Raw genomic sequence first — 22,317 nt, 5'->3', positions numbered from 1 at the left:
GTCAGTCGTCGGACGGTTCGGGTGCCGCGTTGGCGTCCGCGTCCTCGACGTCGAGCGAGCCCATGCGGAGGTCCACGTCACCGGTGCCGATAGCGATCGGCTTGCCGACGATGACGTTCTCGATGACGCCGTCGAGGTCGTCTTCCTCGCCGTGGATGGCGGCGTCGAGCAGGTGGTTGACCGTGACCTCGAACGCGGCGCGGGCGAGGACGGAGTCCTTCGACCCGGAGATACCGTGACGGCCGATGGACTCGATGGTCCCGTCGTTCGTCATGATGTCCGCGACGAGCATCAGGTGGCGGATGTTCACGTCGTCGAGACCCTGCTCGCGGAGCGTGTTCATCGTCTCGTCGATGATGGCCTCGCGGGCGGCCTCGATACCGAGCTGTTTGTGCACCTCGTGGATGTTGTTCGAGGTGGTCCGGGAGGCGTCGACGCCCTCGATTGCGAGCGCGTCGCCGAACGCCGAGCCCTCGGTGTAGAGGACGAACTCCTCGCCGTCGGTGCTCTCGTTGTCCTCCTTGCGGATGACGACGCGGGAGACCTCCTCGATGCCCTTGAACACGATGTCGCGCAGTTCCTCGACGAGTTGGAGGAGCCGGCGGTAGCTCGGGCTCTCGGGGCCGAACTCGATGAGCGTCCCCTCGCGGCGGGTCTTGATGCCGAGCGCGTCCTCGATGGTCTCGGCGATTTCGCTCGCGATGACGCCCTCGTCGTCGTAGGTCGGCCAGCGTTCGAGGAGCGTCTCGTCGTTGAGGTTGACCTGCACGACCATGTCGGCGACGTTCGTCGAGATGTCGCCGAGCGCCAGAATCTTCGTGGACTCGATGTTCCAGACGACCTGGTGGGCGAGTTCGCGGTTGTTCGCGTACTCGTCGTCGAGGTACACCGTCATCATCGGCGTGTCGGGGGTCTTCCGCGCGTCCACCAGTTCGATGAGCCGCGGCAGTCCCTGCGTGACGTCGATTTCGGCGACGCCCGCGTAGTGGAACGTGTTCATCGTCATCTGCGTCCCCGGCTCACCGATGGACTGCGCCGAGACCGTCCCGACGGGGTCGAGCGGGTCGACGCGGGTGTCGAGGTAGCGCGCCTCGACGGCCTGCGCGATTTCGCCGGCCTGGTCGAGGGTGACGCCCTCGCGCTCTTCGATGGTCTGGTAGATGCGGTCCTTCAGTCGTCGAGACAGCTCTTTGGTCTCGACGATGTCGACGACGGCGTCGTCGACGAACTCGTAGTCGGCGGTTGCGTCATGTTCAGTCATCGGATTCGACCCCCGCACGGGCGTCGACACGCGGTTCGGCGTGCTCGGAGAGGTTGGTCGGCGGTTCGCGCTCGCCGAGGAAGCGTTCTTTCTCCTCCGCGGAGCTGAACTCCGAGGTGAGGACGCGGTCGGCGATGTTCTCGACGTCGATGGGCGTCTCGTCGTCCGAGGAGACCTTCACCGGGCTCGTGCCGTCCTCGCCGAACTCGAACTGGACGATGGTCCCCGACGTGTCGCGGACGGAGCCGTCGTACTGCGCCTCGAGCTCGGAGAGGGCGTTGATGAGCCGACGCTGGAGGTAACCGGACTTCGAGGTCCGGACTGCCGTGTCGACAAGCCCCTCGCGGCCACCCATCGCGTGGAAGAAGAACTCGCGCGGCGTGAGGCCGGCGCGGTAGGAGTTCTCGACGAAGCCGTGGGCCTCTGCCGAGAGGTCACCCGGTTGGTAGTGGCTCAGGGTGCGGCCTTCGTAGCCGCGGTTGATGCGCTCGCCCCGAACTGCCTGCTGGCCGACACAGCCGGCCATCTGGGTCAGGTTGAGCATGGACGCACGCGCGCCGGACTTCGACATCACGACTGCCGGGTTGTCCTCCTCGAAGTGGTCTTCGGCGATTTCACCGGCGGAGTCGCGCGCCTTGCCGAGGCGCTGCATGATCTTCATCTCCAGCGTCTCGTCGACGGAGCGCCCCGGCAGGGATTCGAGCTCTCCCGCCTCGTAGATTTCGATGAGCTCCTGAATCTTGTCGTAGGCGGCGTCGATGGCCTCGTCGACCTGCGCCGTCGCCTCGTCCGGGATGGACTCGTCGTCGATACCGATAGACAGCCCGAAGTGCATGATGGCGCGCATCGCGAGCGAGGCGATCTCGTTGATGAAGATGCGCGAGCGCGTCTTCGAGTAGTCCTTCGCGAGGGCGTCGACGATTTCGCCGCCGAACGCGCCGACGGCGTCCTCGTCGATGGTGCCCTGCACGAGCTGGCCGTCCTCGATGGTGACCGTGTCGCCGACCTTCGAGGTGAACTCCATGTTCAGGTCGTCCGGCAGGAGCTCGGAGAAGATCTGCTGGCCGGTCCAGTAGGGCTGGCCGTCCTCGTTTTCGCCCGCGGGCTCGGGGAGCGTGTCCACGCGCGTCGCGCGGAGCAGGTCGAGCGCCTGCGTCTCGACGAACTCGGGGTTGTCGTGGGTGAGCAGGTAGGTGCCCGAGATGTGGTCCTGAATCGCGCCGATGATGTTCTCGCCGAAGCGCGGCGAGAGAATCTGCTCTTGGACGCGCATGAGGACGCGCGCCTCGGCACGGGCCTCCTCGTTCTGGAGGGCGTGCATGTTCATCTCGTCGCCGTCGAAGTCAGCGTTGTACGGCGGACAGACGACGGTGTTCAGGCGGAACGTCTTGTACGGCATCACGACGACTTCGTGCGCCATGATGGACATCCGGTGCAGCGACGGCTGTCGGTTGAAGATGACGATGTCGCCGTCGACGAGGTGGCGGTTGACCTCCCAGCCGAGTTCGACCTTCTCCGCGAGTTCCTCGCAGTTCTTTTCGGTCACCTTCAGGCGGCGGCCGTCCGGGCGGCGGACGTAGTTCGCGCCGGGGTGGCTCTCGGGTCCGTTACGGACGTACTGTCGAGCCTCGTCGATGTTGCGCTCGGTGACGTTCATCGTCTGGGTCATCTCGGACGCGACGCGGTCCGGGACGCCGACCTCGTTGAGCGAGAGCGTCGGGTCCGGCGAGATGACGGTACGCGCCGAGAAGTTGACGCGCTTGCCGGACAGGGAGCCGCGGAAGCGACCCTCCTTGCCCTTCAGGCGCTGGCTGAGCGTCTTCAGCGGGCGGCCGGAGCGGTGGCGCGCCGGCGGCGTGCCCGAAATCTCGTTGTCGATGAACGTGGTGACGTGGTACTGGAGCAGTTCCCACAGGTCCTCGATAATCAGCTGCGGCGCACCCGCCTCGCGGTTCTCCATGAACCGCTGGTTGATGCGGATGATGTCCACGAGCTTGTGAGTCAGGTCGTCCTCGGAGCGCTGGCCGTTGTCCAGCGTGATGGAGGGACGCGCCGTGACCGGCGGGACGGGGAGGACGGTCAGAATCATCCACTCGGGGCGCGACCGGCTGGGGTCGATGCCGAGCGTGACGAGGTCCTCGTCCGGGACGTCCTCGAACCAGTCGCGGATGTCCGAGGGCATCAGCTTGTTCATGTCCTCTTCCGTGAGGTCGAGGTCGAGCGCCTTTTCGAGCGCCTTGCGGTCGTCGCCGACCGGGCGGAACTCGCCGGCGAGCACCTGATTGACGCGCTCGGCGTCGAGACCGGTCTCGTTGGCGAGGGTGACGGGGTCGACGCCCTCGTCGTCCTCGTCGTCGGGGTCGGGCTGCATCGCTTCGGCGATGCGCTCGGAGTAGTCCCCGGCGAGCACGTTCTGGACCTCGTAGTAGGTCGTCGGCTTCTCGTGTTTGATGTCGTGCTGCGGCGAGCCGCAGTGGGGACAGCGGTTGGCCTTGCGGGCCTGCCGGACCGCCGACTTCATCACGTCGCTCCAGTCGTCGCCGAGTTCCTTCGTGCGACCGAGCTTGTCGCGGTACTCGTCGGCCTCCTCGTCCGTGAGCGAGAGGCGACCGCACTCGCGACACGTTGAGCGGAGCAGGCGGCGGATGAGCTTCGTGAAGCCGACGTGGATGACGGGCGCGGCCAGTTCGATGTGGCCGAAGTGCCCGTTACACGACCCGGAGTGCTGGCCGCAGGTGCGGCACTGCAGACCGGGGTCGATGACGCCCAGCCGCGGGTCCATGAGACCCATGTCGATTGGGTAGCCGTCGTCGTCGTAGGTGTCCGCGGTGATGACCTTCGTCGCGGACATGTCTCGGTACGTCTCCGGGTCCATCAACCCGAACTGGATGCTGCCGATTTCTTTGGGTGTCTGCATTGACATGAGTGGTTAGACCGCGTCCTTCAGTTCGATTCGCGGGCGGACGCCGAGCGCGACCATCTCGTCGAGGAGCAGCTTGAACGCGTAGCTGATCTCGATTTCGTGGATGTTGTCCTCGTCGCCGGTGACCGGGTCGTAGATGCGGCGCTGGTCGCGGTCCTCGACGGCGACCATGCCGGTGTCGGCGGAGATGTAGACCTTCTCCTTGTCGGAGGAGTCGAGCAGGCGCTCCTGGAGCACCATCGCGGCACCGTGTCCGATGACGGTGTCGCGCTCCATCTCCCCGAGACGGAGGCCACCCTCGCGGGCGCGACCCTCCGTCGGCTGGCGGGTGAGCACCTGCACGGGACCGCGCGAGCGGGCGTGCAGCTTGTTGCTCACCATGTGGTACAGCTTGTGGTAGAAGATGATGCCGACGAAGATTTCGGCCTCGATCTTCTCGCCGGTGACGCCGGAGTACATGACCTCCTTGCCGGAGGACATGAAGCCGCGCTCTTCGAGCGCCGAGCGGAGCTCCTCTTCGTTTTCGCCCTGGAAGGCGGTGCCGTCGACGCGGCGGCCTTCGAGCGCGCCGACCTTGCCGCCGAGCATCTCCAGCACGTGGCCGACCGTCATGCGCGACGGCAGGGCGTGCGGGTTGAGCACGAGGTCGGGAACGACGCCGTCGGCGGTGAAGGGCATGTCCTCCTGGGGTGCCAGGTGGCCCACGACGCCCTTCTGTCCGTGACGGGACGCGAACTTGTCGCCGAGTTCCGGAACGCGCTGGTCGCGGACGGACACCTTGGCGAGCTTCGAGCCGTCTTCGCCCTCCATGAGCGTGACCGTGTCCACGACGCCCGATTCGCCCGAGCGCATCGTGACGGAGGTCTCGCGGCGCTTCTGCGGCGAGAGCCCCGCCATGTCGTCGGGCTCTTCGAGGAACCGCGGCGGCGAGGTCTTGCCGAGCAGCACGGAGTTCTCGTCGACGACCGTCTCGGGGTTGACGAGGCCGTCCTCGTCGAGGTGCGAGTACGCGTCTTCACCGCGCGCGCCGCGCACGTCCTGGGACGGAATCTCGAAGCGGTCTTCCTGCCCGCCGGGGTAGCGGCGCTCCTCGCCCTCGTAGGTGCGGAAGAAGTGCGAGCGGGCGAGGGCGCGTTCGACGGAGCCCTTGTTCATGACGAGCGCGTCCTCGATGTTGAAGCCCTCGTAGGACATGACGGCCACGACGAAGTTCTGGGCCGCCGGTCGCTCGTCGAACCCGATCTGCTCCGTGGTCTGCGTCTTGACCATCGAGAGCTGCGGGTAGTGCATGAGGTGCTGGCGGGTGTCCGGGCGGATGCGGTAGTTCGCCGCGGGCAGCCCCAGCGACTGCTTCATCATCCCTGCACCCATCGTAATGCGGGGCGAGGCGTTGTGCTCCGGGTACGGAATCATCCCGGCACCGATGCCGAAGATGAGCTGCGGGTCGATTTCGAGGTGCGTGTGGTCCTCGTTGAGTTCGTCCTCGTCGACCGCGACGTAGATGTCTTCTTCCTCCTCGGCGTCGATGAACTCGACGAGCCCGCGCTCGACGAGGTCGTCGAAGTCGAGTTCGTCGTTGTCGAGCGCCTCGACGTGGTCGTCGTCGAGGAGCGGTTCGCCGTCTTCGACGACGATGAGCGGACGGCGGGCGCGGCCCGCGTCGGCGTTGATGATGACTTCGCGGGTGCGCTCTTTGACGGAGACGTTCACCATCTGGCTCACGTCGCCGCGGCGGCGCGCCTCTCGAATCTGTGCCGCGAGTTGGTTGGGGTCCGGGTGGGTCCCGACGAGACTACCGTTGACGTATACTTTCGCTTCTCGCTGTGCCTGAGCCATGTTAGTCGTCCGCGGGTGCGGCGTCGACGCTGTCGATGCCGGGGATACCCTCGACACCCATCGACGCGAGTTCTCGTTTCAGCGACTGTTCGTCCTCGACGTTCTGGGAGAGCTCCATCGCCTGCGCGAAGTTCTTCACCAGACCGCAGTTCGGTCCCTCGGGGGTCTCGGAGGGACAGATGCGACCCCACTGGGTCGCGTGCAGGTCGCGCGCCTCGAAGTGCGGCTGCGACCGCGACAGCGGACTCCGGAGGCGGCGAAGGTGCGACAGCACACCCATGTAGTCGGTGCGGTCGACGAGCTGCGAGACGCCGGAACGGCCGCCGACCCAGTTGCCCGTCGCGATGGGGTGTTCGAGCCGCTCCGTGAGCACGTCGGACCGGACAACGGTGTTGACCGTCAGGTTCCGGTTCCGCATGTTGGCGCGTTCGAGCTGGTACTTCACGTCGCGCGCCAGCTTGTTGAGCGCCGTCCGGAAGAGGTCCTTCATGAGGTCGCCGGAGACCTTCAGGCGCTTGTTGGCGTAGTGGTCCTTGTCGTCGGAGTCGCGGCGCTGGAGTGCGAGTTCGAAACACGCCTCGGCCATGCGACAGAGGTAGTACGCCTTGTTCATGCGCACTTCCTCTTCTTCCGCGCCCTCCTCGTGGAGGTGCGGGAGCAGGTAGCGGTCGATGACGTAGTTGGCGCGCTTGAGCTGGTAGTTCTTGCCCTGCCCGCCGGCGACGCGCTTGCCGAGCGCCTCGATGGCCTGCTCTTGGGTCTGCACCTCGGCCTCTTCGAGGTTTTCGAGCATGAACTTCACAATCTCCGGGTCGTCGGAGACGCGGTGGACGATCTCCTCGTCGGATTCGAGGCCGAGCGCGCGGACGAGCGTCACGAAGTTGACGCTCCCGGAGACCGACGGGAACGACACTTCGAGGAGCCCCTCGCGGTTGCGCTCACACAGCACGAGCGCGCGGTAGCCGCGGCGCTGGCTGAACGTCTTCGCGACCTGAATCTCGTCGCCGTACTTCGTGTCGTACTCGGCGAGAATCTTGTTCGGTGCCAGGTCCTCCGAGGTCATGAGCACGCGCTCGGAGCCGTTGACGATGAAGTAGCCGCCGGGGTCGACGGGGTCCTCGCCGATTTCGACGAGGTCCTCGTCGGAGAGCTCCGCGATGTTGCACTTCGAGGAGCCGACCATGATGGGCATCCGGCCGACCTTCGTCTCCGCGGTGTCGACGACGACTTCCTCTTCTTCCTCGCCGCCGCGGACGATGGACATCTCCATGAACACGGGGGCGGAGTAGGTGATGTTGCGCAGGCGCGCTTCCTGCGGGAAGAGCAGTTCCTCGGAGCCGTCGGCCTCGCGGACGCGGGGCGTCTCCACGCGGACGCCACCGAGTTCGACGTAGACGGGTTCCTCGCCCTCCTTGTCGCCGATGTCCGTTTCGATGGTCGCCTTCTCCTCGACGACGTCCATCATGCCGCGTTCGAGGAACGCGTTAAACGAGCGGAAGTGGTGTTCAGCGAGCCGTTCTTCGGAGAAGTACTTGCGAGAGACCTCGCGTCGCGCTTGTCGGTTCATTCAATCACCAGTCGGTATACGACTGCTTTGTCTGTCGTTCGAGAGTTCCGAACGATCTTGATGACGTCGCCGGGCTCTGCGTCCTCGGGGAGCGCCGGGTCTTTCAGCTTGATCTTCGGGAGATTCGTCTTCTCGACGTTGTACTCCTGTAACACGTCCTCGACGGCCTCGTCGTCGAGTTTCGTGTGTTCCGGAACCAGTTTGTGTTGGCTTACGTCTACCATGTATGGTGCTGCTGGGTGCTGGAAGAAGCTGTCACGGGATACTACGGCTGATTTTGGGACGCACCCATTTAACACTTGCCAACTGCGTCGAAGAAAGGCGACGCTATCGGCAGTCACGCACCGGAGATGCGCGAATCGTCACACCTTGGCATGGGGTGTCGTGATATAAATGTCTTCGGGGCAGGAATCGCGGTACCGCGGGCCAAGGGCAACCCAGATGGTAAGTCTTATCTATAAACCTCGGCTACGGATGAGTGCAGACGGAGGGCCCGGGTGGTGTAGTGGCCCATCATACGACCCTGTCACGGTCGTGACGCGGGTTCAAATCCCGCCTCGGGCGCTCTCCGTACCGCAAACTCACTTCAGTAAGCCCGGGTGGTGTAGTGGCCCATCATACGACCCTGTCACGGTCGTGACGCGGGTTCAAATCCCGCCTCGGGCGCTTCTCTGATTTCAACTCCTCCAGCGAGGCGTCTCGTCGCCGAGCGACAGCGAGTGAAATCTGTGAACGTTGGCGGGTGGGATTTGAACCAAGGAGTGACGCGAACGGAGTGAGCAAAGCGACCGAGGCTCAAATCCCGTCACACCCGTTCGTTCACGTCGTTCACTCACGGGAGTTCCTGAGTTCACCTCACGCTGTTCGGTGAACTCCCGCCTCGGGCGCGTCTCTGATTTCAACTCCTCCAGCGAGGCGTCTCGAAGGATAAGTTGACACAGTATCCTCGCGCCTTCCACTACAGCGGTTTTATTATTCAGGAACAGTCGAGTTCAGTCAGAAAAGCCCATGTCAGATGATATGTCCAGACCTCCTAACTCACGGTGGTGGTATGGAGTGGCATTCTTCATCGGAGTTTTAGGTCTCACATGGGCTTCGTACGGTCTCCTCCACTTAGTTAGCGAACCCCAAGTTGGCTCTCCCCCAACTCTCGTTCCATCCGGTCCAGAGACTGGATTATTATTTCTATTCTCCTTGATTACGGTAGCGGCGACGATTCTGATCGGTGGTCTTCTAGCACCTCTGTACTCAATATGTCTTTACCTAGATGTCAAAGCGCTCCAGCAGAACAACAGCGATTGGACACCGAACCGAGTATTGTGGGGAGTCATTAGCGTACTGCACCTTGGTTCGTTTGTGTTCTCAGCCGTGCAGCTGATAACGATTCCAGCAGGAGTTGTGTATCTATACAAGCGTCACAAAGAGGTCAAGCTCAGTTAATTAGCCAAATTCGTTTGACTCAAGATGGCCGACTTGCGCTTCCTACTCAGCACGGTCTCCACTAGAGATCAGTAGTCAAGAGTTTCGACAGAGTCCAGAATTTCATACTGCAGTCGTGGAAGGGGTTGAACCAGTAAACAAGCTCCTGTCAGAGTTAATTAACCAGCCTCTGGATGAGTTCACCGGCGTACTTGATGCGTTATTCTTGACGGAACATAGTGGGTGACATATCACTTACTCTCATCCCACAATCCCACCAGCAGCAGCCCCAATCGCAACCCCGACCAACGCCGCCAACAGCGTCCCGAACGCGTACCGAGCGGCCGTGTCGTAGTCGCCCGCATCGGCGAGTTCCGCGACGCCGACCGCGAACGACGAGAACGTCGTGAACGCGCCGCAGAAGCCGGTTCCGGCGAGGGTCGCGGTCGCGTCGCCCACGGGCGCGGTGGCGATGAATCCCAGCGCGACGCTCCCGAGGACGTTGACGGTGACGGTGCTCCACTTGCCGACGACTCGCTGGTCGACGGTGTGCCGGGAAACCGCGCCGGCCATCCCGCCGACGCCGACGAGGGCGGCCGACAGAAGCGGGAGGGTCATCGTCGCCCCCCGAACGCGAGGCCGAGCGCGGCGGCGGCGAAGCCGAGCGCGTAGTTCGCGCCGACGTTGAGCGCGCCGCCCATCGGCGACAGCGACGCGGTCTGGACGGCGAACGTGCTGTACGTCGTGAGCGACGAGAGCAGCCCGGTCCCGAAGAACAGTTGCGCCCGGCGGGAGGAGACCGACGTGATGAACGTCCCGAGGGCGAAGCACCCGAGGACGTTCACCGCGAGCGTGCCGCCCGCACCGGGAATCGCGACGGAGACGGCGTAGCGCAGTATCGCGCCGGCGAACCCGCCGAGGGCGACCAGCGCCAGTTCCGAGCGGTCCATACGGCCCTTCTCCGGCCAGACTACTCCACGGTTTCGGAACGGTCGCGCTCGGAGACCGCCCTCGGCGTCGCGCCGCCGTCGGGCGTCTCTCGGGGGCGAACCCGCACGTCGTGGACGGTCTCCGTGGTGTCGTCGACGACGAGCGCGCACCCGCGTTCCCGCGGGAGCCGAGCGCGGAGCGACTCGTCGAAGTACGTCGGGTCGGCGGCCGCCATCGCCGACACGTCCGGACCGGCGGTGAGCCGGTGGACGACCCGGAGGTCGGCCTGCGAGACGGCGACCTCGGGGAGCGCAGAGGGCCGCTGAGTCGCGAGGACGACGCCGACGCCGGGAGCGCGCCCGCGCGTGAGAAGCGTCCGGAGCGCCGGGTCGGCGAGTCCGCCGACGAACGCGTGGGCCTCGTCGAGAAGCAACCACGGAATACAGGAGACCGAGCCCGAAACACGGGCGTCGTAGAGGCCGCGGGCGACGACGCGGGCGACGGCGTTCGCAGGGGTCGCGTCCAGCCCCGAGAGGTCGAGCACGTCGGGCGCGGGGCCGCAGAGCGACCGCAGGTCGAGGCCGTCGGAGTGGAATACGTCCCACGAGTCGGCGAGCGCGAGGTGATTCGCCGCGGCTCTGCGCGCCTCGGGCGCGGCGTCGGCGTCGGCGACCGCCCCGCGCATCGCCAACAGCGAGTCTTCCGCGGCCGCGAGACGCCAGACGAGCGACCCCGCGGCGGCAGTGGGGTCGAGACCGAGCAACTCCGGCCACGCGCTCGGCGGGAGCGCGTCGGCGCGGACGCTCGGCGAGTCGTGGACCGCCGCGTCTATCGGCGACTCGGCGAGGCCGTCGAAGACGCCCATCGGGTCTATCACGACCGGCGCGACGCCCGCAGCGCGTGCCAGTCCCTCGGCCATGACGCCAAGCGTGTGGGACTTCCCGCTCCCGCGCTTGCCGACGACGACCGCCGCGTGCGGGCGGTTCACGTCGAGGCCGACGGCCGCGCCGTCGCTCCCGTCGCGGGCACGGTAGCATCCGAACCGACAGACCGGGCCGTCCTCGTCCGACTTGCGGCCGATAGTGTGCATGGCGCGGACTGGCCGCGCGATGCGACTTGAACCCCCGGACGAGGGTTTATATACGAACCCGCGGCCAGACGGGCTATGCTCGATATGTTCCGGTCAGACACGCGCGCTATCGAAGGTCTCCCCGTCCGCCTCGTCATCGCCCTCGTGGTCGGCGTCGCCAGTATGAGCGTCATGCTCAACATGCTCTCCGGCGTGCAGGGACTCGCAACCTCGGAACTCGACGTGAAGCCGACGCCCGACGTGGTCGGTCCGGGCGAACAGGACCTCGACTTCACCGTCGTCGACCACGAGGGCGACCCCGTGGAGGACGCGACGGTCATCGTGAAGTCTGGAACCGCCGAAATCGACGGCGTGGCGACGGCGAAGACCGGCGACGGGGGGTCCGCGACCGTTCACGTCGACGCCGAACTCGGCGCGAACCGCGAGGACGGGACGCTCGTCGTGGACGTGAAACCACCCGCCGGGGGGTCGTTCGTCGACCGCCGCGAGAACACGAACGTCCTTGTCGTTCAGGACTGAACGCCGAACCCCCGAACCGCGACCTCAGCGCTCCGGGTGCGTCGCCGCGTCGAACCCGCCGCGAACGAGCGGCTTGGCGATGTGCCGGCGGGCGCACGGCGGCACCTCGTACCAGCCGAGTTCGAGGTCGCGGTCGACCGCTCGGTCGACTTTGCCGGGCGCGTCGGTCCCGCAGTCGCGACACCGGTAGCCCTGATTCCGGCCGGCGCTTTTCATCGTCCGCCCGCAGTCGGGGCACGTCGGCGTCGCGGGCTCGGTCCGCACGAGGTCACGGACCGCGAACTTCTCCAGTTTGAGCGTCCCGTCGCCGACCTCGCCGCAGGCGGTGAGCGCGTCGCCGACGCGGAGCGCCCGCACCCGGTTTCGGAAGCGTTTCGTCGGTTCGAAGGCGGCGACCGAGACCACGGAGCCGTCGGCTTCGAGGTCGAAAAAGACGTGGCCGCCGGGGCGCGTCTCCGGTTCGGAGGCGACGGTGCCGGCGACGCGGTAGGCGCGGCCGTCGCGGAGGGCCGAGACCACGCCGTCGCGGAGGTGCGCGTCGGTCCCCTGATTCGTGAGAAACGTCGCCGAGCGGTCGACGGGTTCCGAGTCGATGGCGGCGGCGACCTCGCGGACGGTGTCGACGTCGTCGCCGCGGATGCCGTGGAGAATCGGCCCCGGCGCGTTCGGCACGCAGACGGCCTCGCCCTCCTCGCGGTCCACGGTGTCCCACGCGTCGGGATACGCCGCGTCGGCGGCGTCGAAGACGGAGTCGAAGTCGACATCGCGGGGCGTCCCGCAGCGGTGGAACTCGCGGTAGGTGATGTGTTCGTAGGTCCACTCGTCGAAGGCGGCCCACGCGCCGACGGCCGCGAGCGCGCCGATGCGGCCTCGACCGCCGTGCCAGCCCTCGGTCAGAAAGCCGGAGCGCTCGGCGAGGTCGACCGCCGCGTCGAGGTCGTGGAAGTCGCGGACGGCGTCGCGGGCGAACTCGGCGACGGCGGTCGAAACCGTGTCGGCCGACCCCGGCGCGACGACGAGGCCCGGACTGGTCCGGTCGTCGTCGAGGACGGCCCAGCGGTCGAGTTCCTCGCGGGCGAGGTCGAACGCCGCGCCCGCGGGGAGGTCGGTGTGAATCGCCAGCGCCGCGTTCCCGCGGGTCTTGTGTTCGACCGCCGGGTTCAGGCGGACGAGGAGTCGCCGCTCGACGGTCCCGCCGCGGGCCTCGACCGCCTCGGCGACGAGCGTCGCCAGATAGGTCGTACACATCCCGAGAGTGCGGGAGTCGGTGTCGTCGAGGCCGATGACGGTCATGAGCGGAGATTGCCGGAGGGCGCAGTAACGCCTTTCGGGACGGCCTCGGCTATATAAATGCGGCATCGAGAACGGATACACCACGGCGAGGGCGGCGATATCGGGGAAAACGCTTTATGGGCCGAATCGCTTATTGCCCCCTATGTCCCGGTCAGCGCTGGTTGGTAATGTCGCCGCGATGCTCCAAGACGCGGGCTTCGTCGTGAGCGACCGCATCGCCATCCGGCCGAAGAGCTTCGACCTCGCCGCTCGCAGGGGCGAGGACCTGTTGCTCCTCAAGATACTGGGGAACATCGACGCGTTCGACGGCATCACCGGCTCCGAGATGCGACGCCTCGGCTCGTACCTCGACGCCACGCCGTTGGTCGTCGGGCTTCGGACCCGAGACGAGGACCTCAAACCCGGCGTCGTCTACTTCCGCCACGGCGTGCCGGTGTTGAACCCCGACACCGCCATGGACCTGTTCGTCGAGGAAGTTCCCCCGCTCATCTACGCCGCCCCCGGCGGGCTGTACGTGAGTCTCGACGGCGACGTGCTCGCCGAAGAGCGGCAAGAACGCGGGTGGAGCCTCGGGCAGCTCGCGACCGAACTCGGCGTCTCGCGGCGCACCGTCTCGAAGTACGAAAACGGCATGAACGCGAGCATCGAGGTGGCGATTCACCTCGAAGAGCTGTTCGACCGCCCCTTCTCGAACCCGGTCGACGTGCTCACGGGTGCCGAGGACGTGCGCGACGCCGAGCCGACGCCAGACGACCCGGACGTCGACCCCGACGACGAACACGTCCTGTCGGTGCTGACGCGCGCCGGCTTCACCGTCCATCCGACCGCCCGCGCGCCGTTCAAGGCCGTCAGCGAGGACGCCGGGCGCAGAAAGGAGACGAACGTCCTCACCGGACACTCGCCCTTCACCCGGAGCGCAGAAAAGCGCGCCCAGATCATGTCGTCGCTCGGCGAAATCACGCGGACGCGCTCGGTGTACTTCGTCGAGGAACAGCAGAAGCGCGAGTCGGTCGACGGCACCGGCATCGTCAGCTGCGAGGAACTCGCCGCCATCGACGACCCCGACGAAATCCGCGACCTGATTCGCGAGCGGACCCGCGACCCCGCCGAGAGCTAACTCCGCGCCAGCCCGGCGGCGTCGGGCGCGCCCGCCCGAGCGACTATCGTTATTCTCCTCGCCAGCGTAGCGACTGTGATGTCGAACTGGAGTGGTGCCGAGGGGAGAGGGGAGACGAGCGAGCGGTCGCGGGCCGCCGTCGAGACGCTCGCGGCCGCGGTGTGGCGGGAGGCCGCTTCGTGGCCGGCGGTCGAGCGGACGGTGCTTTTCGGCCGTCCGTCGTTCCGGGCGAACGGGACGCTCTTCGCCGTCGTCTCGGAACAGGGGCTCTCGTTTACGTCGTTACCGGCCGCGTCGCGAGCGGCGGTGGCAGCGCGCCACCGCGTCCTGCCGTTCGAGGCGAACGGTCGCGTCGTCGGGTCGTGGGTGACCGTCGATATCGAGCCGAGTCGAGTCGCCGAACTCTCGGACGCGCTTCGCGCGAGCTACGAGACCGCCCGCGGTCGAAAGCGAGAACAGTAGGCGGGGTCGCAACGCTCACCCCGGGACGGGCCGGACGGAGCGGACGGGGTTACGCCGCCGAGCCGTAGGTCTCTTCGAGATAGTCGACGATATCGTCGCTCTCGGCCATCCCCTCGACGCCGTGTTCCTCGTCGACGAGGACGGGGACGCCGGTCTGACCGCTCACCTCCTCGACTTCCGTGCGCTCGGCGTGGGCGCTGGGAACCATCTGCGACTCGTAGTCGAGGTCGAGTTCGGCGAGCTTGTTCTTCACCTTCGCGCAGTACGGACAGCCCTGCAGTTCGTAGAGGACGAGATCGGACATCACGCCGTGGTACGGAGCCGCGGCTAAAGAGTGCCATGGTCTTATGCGACCTCGCCACACGACCCCGAAAGGCGCGCCGCGGGGTCGGCTGCGGGGCCGGCGTTACCTCCCGAACAACCCGCGGAGCGCGTCGAGTAGCCGCCGGCGCATCAGATACAGCTCTCCGCCGGTCGCGGTGAGGCCGACGCCGACGGCGCACGCCGCCCAAAACAGGTCCCACGGCGTCATCCAGACCGGGCGGAGCCACGGAAGCACGTGCGACAGTCGGGTCGAGAGTCCGCTCATCGGTTCTTCGAGCGGCGTCCCGGAGAACGTCGACTGGACCCGCGAGACGAAGCCGACGCTCTCGTTCCCGCCCGCGGTGAGGTTCGCGCTCCCGGTGATTGGGTACGAGCCGCTGGCGTTGAGGTCCCGAATCGTCGGCCCCGAGGACTCGTCGCCGTGGGCGACCCGCTCGGCGTCGTACGGCCCCCACGTCGCGTAGAACTCCCAGACGACCTCGCCGGTCGGCGTGATTTCTATCACGCGGTGATTGAGCGTGTCGACGACGAGCGTGTTCCCGTTGGGGAGGCGGTCGGCGTCGCGCGGCCAGTTGAGCGTGTTCGAGCCGACGGACCACGTTCGGACCCACTCGCCGTCTTCCTTCGCGTACTCGACGATGCGGTTGTTCCCGCTGTCGGCGACGAGCATGGTCGGCGTGCCGTTCTCGCTGACCAGCCAGTCGGGGTTGTGCTGTTCGTTGAGCACGTCGTAGTCGTCGTCGGTGCCGAGGCGCTCGACGATCTCTTTGGACTCCATGTCGACGACGATGGCTTGGTCGAAGTTCCGCGGCGACAACAGGAGCCGACCGTCGCCGATGTAGTCCACGTCGTTGACGTGGCTCCAGTCGGCGTTGTAGCCGCCGTCGGTGTCCGCGGGGAAGTGGTCCTTGAAGTACCACTCCCACGTTATTTCGTCGGTGGTTCGGTTGTACACGACGATTCGGTCCTCGCTGACGCCGGCGGAGTCGTTCCACTCGCGCATGTTGGCGATGAGGAGTTCGTCCTCGCCGAAGGCGTCGACGTCGTGGGTGTCTTCCATGTCGAACCGCTGCTCCCAGACGCGTTCGCGGGTGTCCGGGTCGAGTTCGAAGACGACGGTGTCGGTCCCGCGGGGCGACGAGACGAGCAGGTTCCCGTTCGGGAGCGGGTCGACGTCGAAGAACCACGCGCTCCCGCCGACCGAGTCGTCGTAGGTCCACTGGAGGCTCCCGCGTTCGCCGACCGAGACGACGCGAGCGGGTTTCTTCGGGTTCGTGTTGCCCTGGAAGGTGTAGCCTTGGACGCTCACCAGCGTCGAACCGTTGGCGGGGCTGGTGACGGTCCCGGGTTCGAGGCTCGTCTGCTGGGAGGGGTCGTACGTCAACGCGGAGACCGCAGAGGGTGTGAGAAGGCCGATAATGAGGAGGAAAACGGCTCCGCGGAGGGCGAGCCGCTCGTTGGGAATATTCATACGGAGTAGCTTAGAACCGCAGTTGTTCAATACTTTATGAATCCGATCGGGTCGTGAGAAAATCAGCGCGGAGAGAGAGTCGTCGGCGCGGTCAGACCTGCGCCTGCAGCATCCCCGAGGTGCGGACGACGAAGTAGAGGACGAACGCGACGGCGAGCGCCCACTGGCCGGCGCTGACCTCGTCGTACTCGCCGGCGGCGACCTTCACGAGCGGGTACGAGACGATGCCCGCCGCGATGCCGTAGGCGATGGAGTACGTGAAGGGCATGACGAGGATGGTCATGCCGGCGGGGATGGTGAAGGTAAGGTCGTCCCACTCGATGTCGACGACGTTGCGGAGCATGACGACGCCGATGACGACGAGCGCGATGTGCGAGGCGTACTGCGGGATGGCCGTCGCGAGCGGGACGATTGCGAGCGACGCGAGGAAGAGGAGCGCGACGACGAGCGCGGTGAGTCCCGTGCGCCCGCCCTCCTCGACGCCGGTGGCGGACTCGATGTAGGTCGTGACCGTCGACGTCCCGAGCATCGCGCCCGCGGTGGTGCCGACCGCGTCGGCCATCAGCGGCTTGTCGATGTCGGGGAGGTCACCGTCCTCGTCGAGGAAGCCCCCGGCCTGCCCGACGCCGACGAGCGTGCCGGCGGTATCGAAGAAGTCGACGAAGAAGAACGTGATGACGATGAGGGCGAAACTGAACGCCTCGACGTTCCCGAAGCCGGAGACGAACGCCCCGGCCAGCGGCGTGATGTCGTAGGTCGCCGCGGAGGAACCGGCGACGAGATTGGCCTCAGGGGCGACGAGGCCCGAGACGGTGAGGCCCCAGCCGAGAAGCGACGTGCCGACGATGCCGATGATGATAGAACCGGGAACGTTCGCCGCGTAGAGCGCGAACGTCAAGAACAGACCGACGATGGAGACGATGGCGACGGGGTTCGACGCGAGGTTCCCCATCGTGACGAGCGTCGCGGTGTCGTCGACGACGATGCCCATCGCCTGCAACCCGATAATCGCCAAGAACAGGCCGATACCGGTCCCGACGGCCATCTTGACCGGTTCGGGGAACACCTTGATGATGGCTTCCCGCGCGCCGACGGCGGTGAGCGCGATGAAGATGATTCCCTCGACGAAGACGGCCGCGAGCGCCGTCTGCCACGGGACGCCCAACGCGCCGACGACGGTGAACGCGAAGAAGGCGTTCAGGCCGAGCCCCGGCGCTTGCGCGAAGGGTCGGTTGGCGTAGAACGCCATGACCGTGGTCGCGATTGCGGCCGCGATGATGGTGACGACGGCGAGCATCGACTGAATCTCACCTGGCGCGTACCCGGCGATGGCGATGCCGTCAACACCCGGTATGTTCGGATTATCCACGAGAAGCGACGGGTTGACGACCACGATGTACGACATCGTGAGGAACGTCGTGATGCCCGCGAGAATCTCGGTCCTGATCGTGGACCCGTGTTCATGCACGTCGAAGTAGTTTGCGAGGGTTTCAGAGAGCCCCATAATGCACGACTAAGCATACCCATGATTGCACACATAAGCATTACCATCCGACCGAGAAGAATTATGCACGAACATGAGTTAAACGACCCATTCGACGTGAACGAATGGCACAGAAGTGCCCATTTTCCCACCAGTTGTAATTGAACTAACGAGTTTGGGGCCGTTTATTCGAGCGGCCGCGGGGGAGCCTCAGTCGAAACTGCTCAGCGCGCCGACCGGCGCGTCGGTGAGTTCGCGGGCGCGGTTCGTCCCCTCGTCGCCGACGGCGATGAGCGCGAAGACGCCGGCGATGTCGGCGTCGGCCTGCAAGGCGATGTCCAAGAGGAGTTCCTGCGTCTCGCCCGAGCGGATGAGGTCGTCGACGACGAGGACGCGCTCGCCGTCGTCGATGGCGCTGGCGGGGAGGTAGTAGGTGAGTTCGATGCCGGACGCGAGGCGCTGGCGCGACTCGATGAAGTCCTCGACGGCGGTCTCTTTCGACTTCTTCGCGTACGCGAGGCGCGCGCCGAAGTAGCTCGCCATCGCCGCGCCGAGGGTGATGCCGTCTGTCGCCGCGGTCAGAATCACGTCGGGGCGTTCGAGGTTCAGCGCGTTCGCCGCGACGGGCGCGACGAGGTCGAGGAACGACTGGTCGAAGACGACGTCGGAGTTGTCGACGTAGCCCTCGTCGTCGAATCGGACGCGGGCTTCGAGTTCGTCTGCGAGCGCGTCGCGGCCGACGCCCTCGACGACCTCGCGGGCGCGTTCGACCCCGGGCAGGACGTGCCCGTTGACGTAGCGGTTGAGGTCGCCGGCCGGCAGTCCCGTGAGTTCGGCCAGCTCGTCGTACGTCCGGGTCTCTTTGAGCATCCGGAGCACGGAGACAGCCTGCAACTGGAGTGCGGCCTTCTCTGCTCTGTTCATGCCTCCGGCTTCGTACTTGCACAAAAATGAATACTTCGATTGCAGATTGCGAGTGAATTAGTCACAAGCGTGTATTAGCGGTCGGCGTCGGCCAGCAGGTCCTCGGCGGTGAGAAGCGACTCCAGTTCGATGTCGTGTTCGGCTAACAGCTCCGCTGCCCCCTCCTGTCGGTCCACGACGACGACGACGCGGTCGACGACCGCGCCGGCCTCGCGGAGCGCCTCGACGGCGTCGACGGCGCTCTGTCCGGTCGTCGCGATGTCTTCGAGGACGACGACCTCCTCGCCCTCGTCGAGCGCGCCCTCGATGCGCTTGGCCGTCCCGTACTCCTTCGCCTTCTTGCGGGCGATGACGTACGGCTTGTTCGTCTCGACCGCGGTCGCGGCCACGAGCGGGACCGCGCCGAGCGCGACGCCCGCCAGTTTGTCGTCGTCCGCGACGCGCTCCGCGAACGCCTCGGCGATGAGCTTCAGACACCGGGGGTCGGTCTCGAAGAGGTACTTGTCCACGTAGTAGCTCGACGTGCCGCCGTGGGAGAGTTCGAACTCGCCGAACTGGACCGCGTCGGCGGCTCGAAGCGCCTCGATGAGTGCTGCGTTCGCCATCTTGTTTCGAGAGGGTTCAGGGAGGCGCTTAAGCGGGACGGTTCGGGGCGGTTCGGGGCGGTTCGGTCGCGCCGACCCCCGCGACCGCGGCAATCGGGGCGGGTCCCTACTTCCCGGCCTTCTTCGTCACGCGGAAGTCCCGGGGCGGGTCGAGGATGCCCGCGACCGTCCCCATCGAGTGGACGACGGTGACGACCGGCGCGAGCGGGACCGCGAGCGCCCACGAGAACTTGTCGCGGCCGTAGTAGACCACGCCCCGCAGGTACCAGAACGCCGTGAGCGCGCCGAGTCCGAGCGACGCGAGCGCGAACAGGCCGCCGGCGACGAGGCCGACGCCGAGGACCGAGAGGGGGACCGCGACGACGGTGACCACCGGCGAGAGCGCCCACGCGTAGTTGCGGACGCGGGTGAGAAGTTGGTAGTGAGCGGGGAGCGCCGTCGCGGCGTCGAGGTTGCCGGCGGCCCAGCGGCGGCGCTGCTGGAGAATCTCGGTGAGCGACGGCGGGGCCTCGTTGGCGCAGGTCGCCGTGGCGAGGTCGAACGCGAAGTCGTCGCGTTCCTGCGCGGCCGCCCAGACGAACGCGGTGTCCTCGACGAGCGTCTCGCGGTCCCACGTGACGGCCTCCTCGACCTCCCGGCGGACGGCGATGCCGCCGCCCCACGCGAACAGCGGAATCGAGAGGCGAGCGAAGGCGCGCTGTTCTATCTGGACGCCCATCCGGTAGACGTCGGCGAGGTAAGAAAACAGCGAGTCGGTCCGGCGCGGCCGCTCGCGCAGTTGGACCACGTCGGAGCCGGGAAGCCCGTCGAACGACTCCAGCAGGCTGTCTTCGTCCAAGTAGAGGACGTACTCGCGGTCGGTTTCGAGGGTCCGCCGCGCCCACTCGATTGCGCGCCCCTTCCGGACGGCGTCGCAGTCGAAGTCGCCGGGGACGGCGTGGACCGACGCGCCCGCGACGTCGATGTCGGTCTCGGCGACGACGTGGACCTCGTCGAACGACGCCGGGAGCGAGTCGACGGTCGACTGGACGACCGACTCGGCGTCGACGGTGAGGATTCGGACCTGAATCTCGTCGGGGCCGTACTCCGGAGGCGGCGGTTCGTAGCCCGCGCCGACGACGTAGGTGAGGACGACCCAGACGAGGGCCGTGGCGGTGAAAAGCGCCGTCGTTCCGACGACCAGCAGTTCGCCCGCGACGGTCCAGTCGACCCCGCCGGGTGCGAGCCACGGTGCCGCCGTCCCGACGGCCGCGAGGACGGCCACGAGTCCACCGACGATGAGCGAGATACGTTCGGTCTTCATCTGACCGAGTCGCAACCCTCGGAGGGACTTGAACCGGGGCGTCCGTCCAGCGCAGTACGGAACGTTTGGCCCGGATTACGCCGAGTTAATCGCGGTGTCTCGCGGTAATCTCGGGTTCGTAACAGGAACGAGCGGGAGCCGAGAGGACGGCCGGGAGAGCGAACGGGTGACCGAACTCGTGGCCGTGCGCGCGTCGGTCGGCGACCCGCCGCGCGGACGCTCGACCGCCTACCACGGCTCGTTTTTCAGCCCCAGCAGGTACGCGCCGACGTTGGTGACGACGTGGAGCACGGGCGTCATCACGAGCACCACCGCGAGCACGGGGAGGGTGAACGTCGCCGAGAACCACCCGGGCGCGGCGACGAACGCGAGGGCGAGCGCGCCCACGACGAAGTCGAGTTGGTCGAGACCGGGGAAGGCGGCCCCGCGCTCGCGGCCCGACCGGCGCTTGAGGAACGACGCGCCGATGTCGCCGAGCATCGCGCCGAGCGCGAGGCCGACCCCGGCGGCGAGCGGGAACGTCGGGAGCGAGACGCCGAGCGCGCCCGAGACCGCTGGCGCGGCGGCGTTGAGGGCGACGGCGAGGAGCGTCCCGGCCAGCGTCCCGGCGGCGGTGCCGCGCCACGTCTTTCCGTCCCCGAGGACGCGGCGACCGCCCCACGTGCGCCCGCCGTCGATTGGGCGACCGCCGCCCGCGAGGACGGCGGCGTTGTTCGGGACGTACGCGGGCAGCATCGCCCAGAAGGCGGTGGCGACGAGAGAGACGACCATACCGACCCGTCGGCGGCGAAGACTGTAAGTTCCGACGGTTCGTCGCCGGGCGAGGCGACGGAGTCGTTCGATTTCGCGTCCGAATCGATGATAACCCTCAATAGCTGAGGGTCGTAATCGTTCGTTATGATTCCGCCCATCGCGAGCAGGTTCGTCGCGGGAGAGTCCGCGGCGGGAGCGCTCGACCACGCCCGACGGATGAACGACGACGGCGTGGCGGTCATCCTCAACCTCCTCGGGGAGCACTACGACGAGCGCGCCCCCGCGGACGAGGACGCGGCGGCGTACGTCGAACTCGTCGAGGACATCGCCTCGACCGGCATCGACGCCTGCGTGTCGGTCAAGCCCTCGCAAATCGGCCTCGACGCGGGCGACAGCGTGTTCGAGGAGAACTACCGGCGCATCGCCGAGGCGGCGGACGAACGCGGCGTCTTCCTGTGGTGCGACATGGAGGACCACGAGACGACCGACGTGACCCTCGACGCCTTCGAGGAGCTCGCCCGCGAGTTCGACGGCGGGATGGGGCTGTGCGTGCAGGCGAACCTCAAACGGACGCCCGACGACCTCGAACGCCTCGCCGACGTGCCGGGGAAGATTCGCCTCGTCAAGGGCGCGTACGACGAACCGGCGGCCCTCGCCCACAAGCAGAAGTCGGCGGTGAACGAGGCGTACAAGGAACTCCTCGCGTACCTGTTTCGGGAGTACGACGGCGGCATCGCGGTCGGAAGTCACGACCCCGAGATGATAGCCTACGCTCGGGACCTCGGCGCGGAGTACGACCGCGACTACGAGGTGCAGATGCTCATGGGCGTGCGCGAGGACGCCCAGCGCGAACTCGCCGCCGACGGCGTCGAGGTGTGGCAGTACGCGCCCTACGGCGACAAGTGGTTCTCCTACTTCTACCGGCGGGTCCGCGAGCGGAAGGAAAACGCCCTGTTCGCGCTCCGCGCAGTCGTCGGCGTCTGAGCGAGCGCCGGAACGCGGCGCGTGTCTCTCGTCCCACACTAGAAATCCCCTTA

General features: G+C 66.7%; 20 protein-coding genes and 2 tRNA genes. 6 read left to right on the top strand and 16 right to left on the bottom strand.

Annotated features, from left to right (window positions below):
- Position 1: 1 nt before the first annotated feature.
- Genes rpoA2 through NDI65_RS11245 form a run of 5 tightly spaced genes read right to left on the bottom strand, consistent with a single transcriptional unit; the run spans position 2 to position 7,811 of the window.
- Entirely contained in the window at positions 2-1,261 is a 1,260-nt protein-coding gene (rpoA2, locus tag NDI65_RS11265) for a DNA-directed RNA polymerase subunit A'' (RefSeq protein WP_089779607.1), read from the bottom strand.
- On the bottom strand, positions 1,254-4,178 hold the full coding sequence (locus NDI65_RS11260) for a DNA-directed RNA polymerase subunit A' (RefSeq protein WP_089779608.1): 2,925 nt from the start codon (positions 4,176-4,178) through the stop codon (positions 1,254-1,256). Before NDI65_RS11260 ends, rpoA2 begins: the two co-directional genes overlap by 8 nt.
- A gap of 12 nt (positions 4,179-4,190) precedes the next feature.
- Positions 4,191-6,020, bottom strand: a complete 1,830-nt coding sequence (gene rpoB / locus NDI65_RS11255; protein WP_004044575.1) for a DNA-directed RNA polymerase subunit B — start codon at positions 6,018-6,020, stop codon at positions 4,191-4,193.
- 1 nt (position 6,021) lies between these two features.
- Complete coding sequence (locus tag NDI65_RS11250) at positions 6,022-7,587, bottom strand: DNA-directed RNA polymerase subunit B'' (protein ID WP_004044576.1); 1,566 nt, start codon at positions 7,585-7,587, stop codon at positions 6,022-6,024.
- Positions 7,584-7,811 (bottom strand): DNA-directed RNA polymerase subunit H, encoded by a 228-nt coding sequence (locus NDI65_RS11245; RefSeq protein ID WP_004044577.1) that lies wholly within the window; start codon positions 7,809-7,811, stop codon positions 7,584-7,586. Before NDI65_RS11245 ends, NDI65_RS11250 begins: the two co-directional genes overlap by 4 nt.
- Positions 7,812-8,078: 267 nt before the next feature.
- On the opposite strand from NDI65_RS11245, the gene NDI65_RS11240 reads away from it, so the two are divergent.
- Together NDI65_RS11240 and NDI65_RS11235 are read left to right on the top strand one after the other, a co-directional pair.
- Positions 8,079-8,151, top strand: a tRNA-Asp gene (locus NDI65_RS11240).
- A gap of 29 nt (positions 8,152-8,180) precedes the next feature.
- A tRNA-Asp gene (locus NDI65_RS11235) sits at positions 8,181-8,253 on the top strand.
- A 1,014-nt stretch (positions 8,254-9,267) separates the two neighbouring features.
- On the opposite strand, the gene NDI65_RS11230 is transcribed toward NDI65_RS11235, so the two are convergent.
- The 3 genes from NDI65_RS11230 to NDI65_RS11220 are packed head-to-tail and all read right to left on the bottom strand — an operon-like array spanning position 9,268 to position 11,026.
- Entirely contained in the window at positions 9,268-9,624 is a 357-nt protein-coding gene (locus NDI65_RS11230) for a CrcB family protein (RefSeq protein WP_089779610.1), read from the bottom strand.
- On the bottom strand, positions 9,621-9,956 hold the full coding sequence (locus NDI65_RS11225) for a CrcB family protein (protein WP_089779612.1): 336 nt from the start codon (positions 9,954-9,956) through the stop codon (positions 9,621-9,623). The genes NDI65_RS11230 and NDI65_RS11225 overlap by 4 nt, the downstream gene beginning before the upstream one ends.
- Before the next feature lie 20 nt (positions 9,957-9,976).
- A complete protein-coding gene (locus NDI65_RS11220) occupies positions 9,977-11,026 on the bottom strand; it encodes a DUF87 domain-containing protein (RefSeq protein WP_089779615.1) in 1,050 nt (349 codons plus the stop codon).
- A 75-nt stretch (positions 11,027-11,101) separates the two neighbouring features.
- Here NDI65_RS11220 and NDI65_RS11215 point away from each other — a divergent pair, with 75 nt between their 5' ends.
- Positions 11,102-11,545, top strand: a complete 444-nt coding sequence (locus NDI65_RS11215; protein ID WP_089779617.1) for an Ig domain-containing protein group 1 domain-containing protein — start codon at positions 11,102-11,104, stop codon at positions 11,543-11,545.
- Positions 11,546-11,569: 24 nt separating this feature from the next.
- On the opposite strand, the gene NDI65_RS11210 is transcribed toward NDI65_RS11215, so the two are convergent.
- Entirely contained in the window at positions 11,570-12,838 is a 1,269-nt protein-coding gene (locus tag NDI65_RS11210; RefSeq protein WP_089779619.1) for a tRNA(Ile)(2)-agmatinylcytidine synthase, read from the bottom strand.
- 142 nt (positions 12,839-12,980) lie between these two features.
- Between NDI65_RS11210 and NDI65_RS11205 the strand changes: the two genes are divergently transcribed.
- Both NDI65_RS11205 and NDI65_RS11200 read left to right on the top strand, forming a co-directional pair.
- Positions 12,981-13,955 (top strand): transcriptional regulator, encoded by a 975-nt coding sequence (locus NDI65_RS11205; protein ID WP_089779621.1) that lies wholly within the window; start codon positions 12,981-12,983, stop codon positions 13,953-13,955.
- A gap of 78 nt (positions 13,956-14,033) precedes the next feature.
- Positions 14,034-14,417: a hypothetical protein gene (locus NDI65_RS11200; RefSeq protein ID WP_089779623.1), complete on the top strand. Its 384-nt coding sequence runs from the start codon at positions 14,034-14,036 to the stop codon at positions 14,415-14,417.
- Positions 14,418-14,466: 49 nt separating this feature from the next.
- On the opposite strand, the gene NDI65_RS11195 is transcribed toward NDI65_RS11200, so the two are convergent.
- The 7 genes from NDI65_RS11195 to NDI65_RS11165 all read right to left on the bottom strand — a co-directional run bounded on the left by NDI65_RS11195 (position 14,467) and on the right by NDI65_RS11165 (position 21,298).
- Complete coding sequence (locus NDI65_RS11195) at positions 14,467-14,721, bottom strand: glutathione S-transferase N-terminal domain-containing protein (RefSeq protein ID WP_089779625.1); 255 nt, start codon at positions 14,719-14,721, stop codon at positions 14,467-14,469.
- 102 nt (positions 14,722-14,823) lie between these two features.
- Complete coding sequence (locus NDI65_RS11190; RefSeq protein ID WP_089779626.1) at positions 14,824-16,212, bottom strand: aryl-sulfate sulfotransferase; 1,389 nt, start codon at positions 16,210-16,212, stop codon at positions 14,824-14,826.
- Between the two features lie 91 nt (positions 16,213-16,303).
- Entirely contained in the window at positions 16,304-17,716 is a 1,413-nt protein-coding gene (locus NDI65_RS11185; RefSeq protein ID WP_089779628.1) for an NCS2 family permease, read from the bottom strand.
- A gap of 189 nt (positions 17,717-17,905) precedes the next feature.
- Entirely contained in the window at positions 17,906-18,619 is a 714-nt protein-coding gene (locus NDI65_RS11180) for a phosphoribosyltransferase family protein (RefSeq protein ID WP_089779630.1), read from the bottom strand.
- Positions 18,620-18,693: 74 nt separating this feature from the next.
- On the bottom strand, positions 18,694-19,224 hold the full coding sequence (gene pyrE / locus NDI65_RS11175) for an orotate phosphoribosyltransferase (RefSeq protein WP_089779632.1): 531 nt from the start codon (positions 19,222-19,224) through the stop codon (positions 18,694-18,696).
- A 106-nt stretch (positions 19,225-19,330) separates the two neighbouring features.
- Positions 19,331-20,527, bottom strand: coding sequence for a glycosyltransferase family 2 protein (locus NDI65_RS11170; protein ID WP_089779634.1), 1,197 nt, complete (start codon positions 20,525-20,527; stop codon positions 19,331-19,333).
- 228 nt (positions 20,528-20,755) lie between these two features.
- On the bottom strand, positions 20,756-21,298 hold the full coding sequence (locus NDI65_RS11165) for a CDP-2,3-bis-(O-geranylgeranyl)-sn-glycerol synthase (protein ID WP_310893669.1): 543 nt from the start codon (positions 21,296-21,298) through the stop codon (positions 20,756-20,758).
- A gap of 126 nt (positions 21,299-21,424) precedes the next feature.
- On the opposite strand from NDI65_RS11165, the gene NDI65_RS11160 reads away from it, so the two are divergent.
- On the top strand, positions 21,425-22,264 hold the full coding sequence (locus tag NDI65_RS11160) for a proline dehydrogenase family protein (RefSeq protein ID WP_310893668.1): 840 nt from the start codon (positions 21,425-21,427) through the stop codon (positions 22,262-22,264).
- Positions 22,265-22,317: the final 53 nt, after the last annotated feature.

Origin of the sequence: Haloferax sp. S2CR25 (assembly GCF_031624535.1) — an archaeon.
GTDB lineage: Archaea > Halobacteriota > Halobacteria > Halobacteriales > Haloferacaceae > Haloferax > Haloferax massiliensis.
The sequence above is the reverse complement of the archived record's forward strand: the minus strand, read 5'-3'. Positions and strand labels throughout refer to the sequence as shown.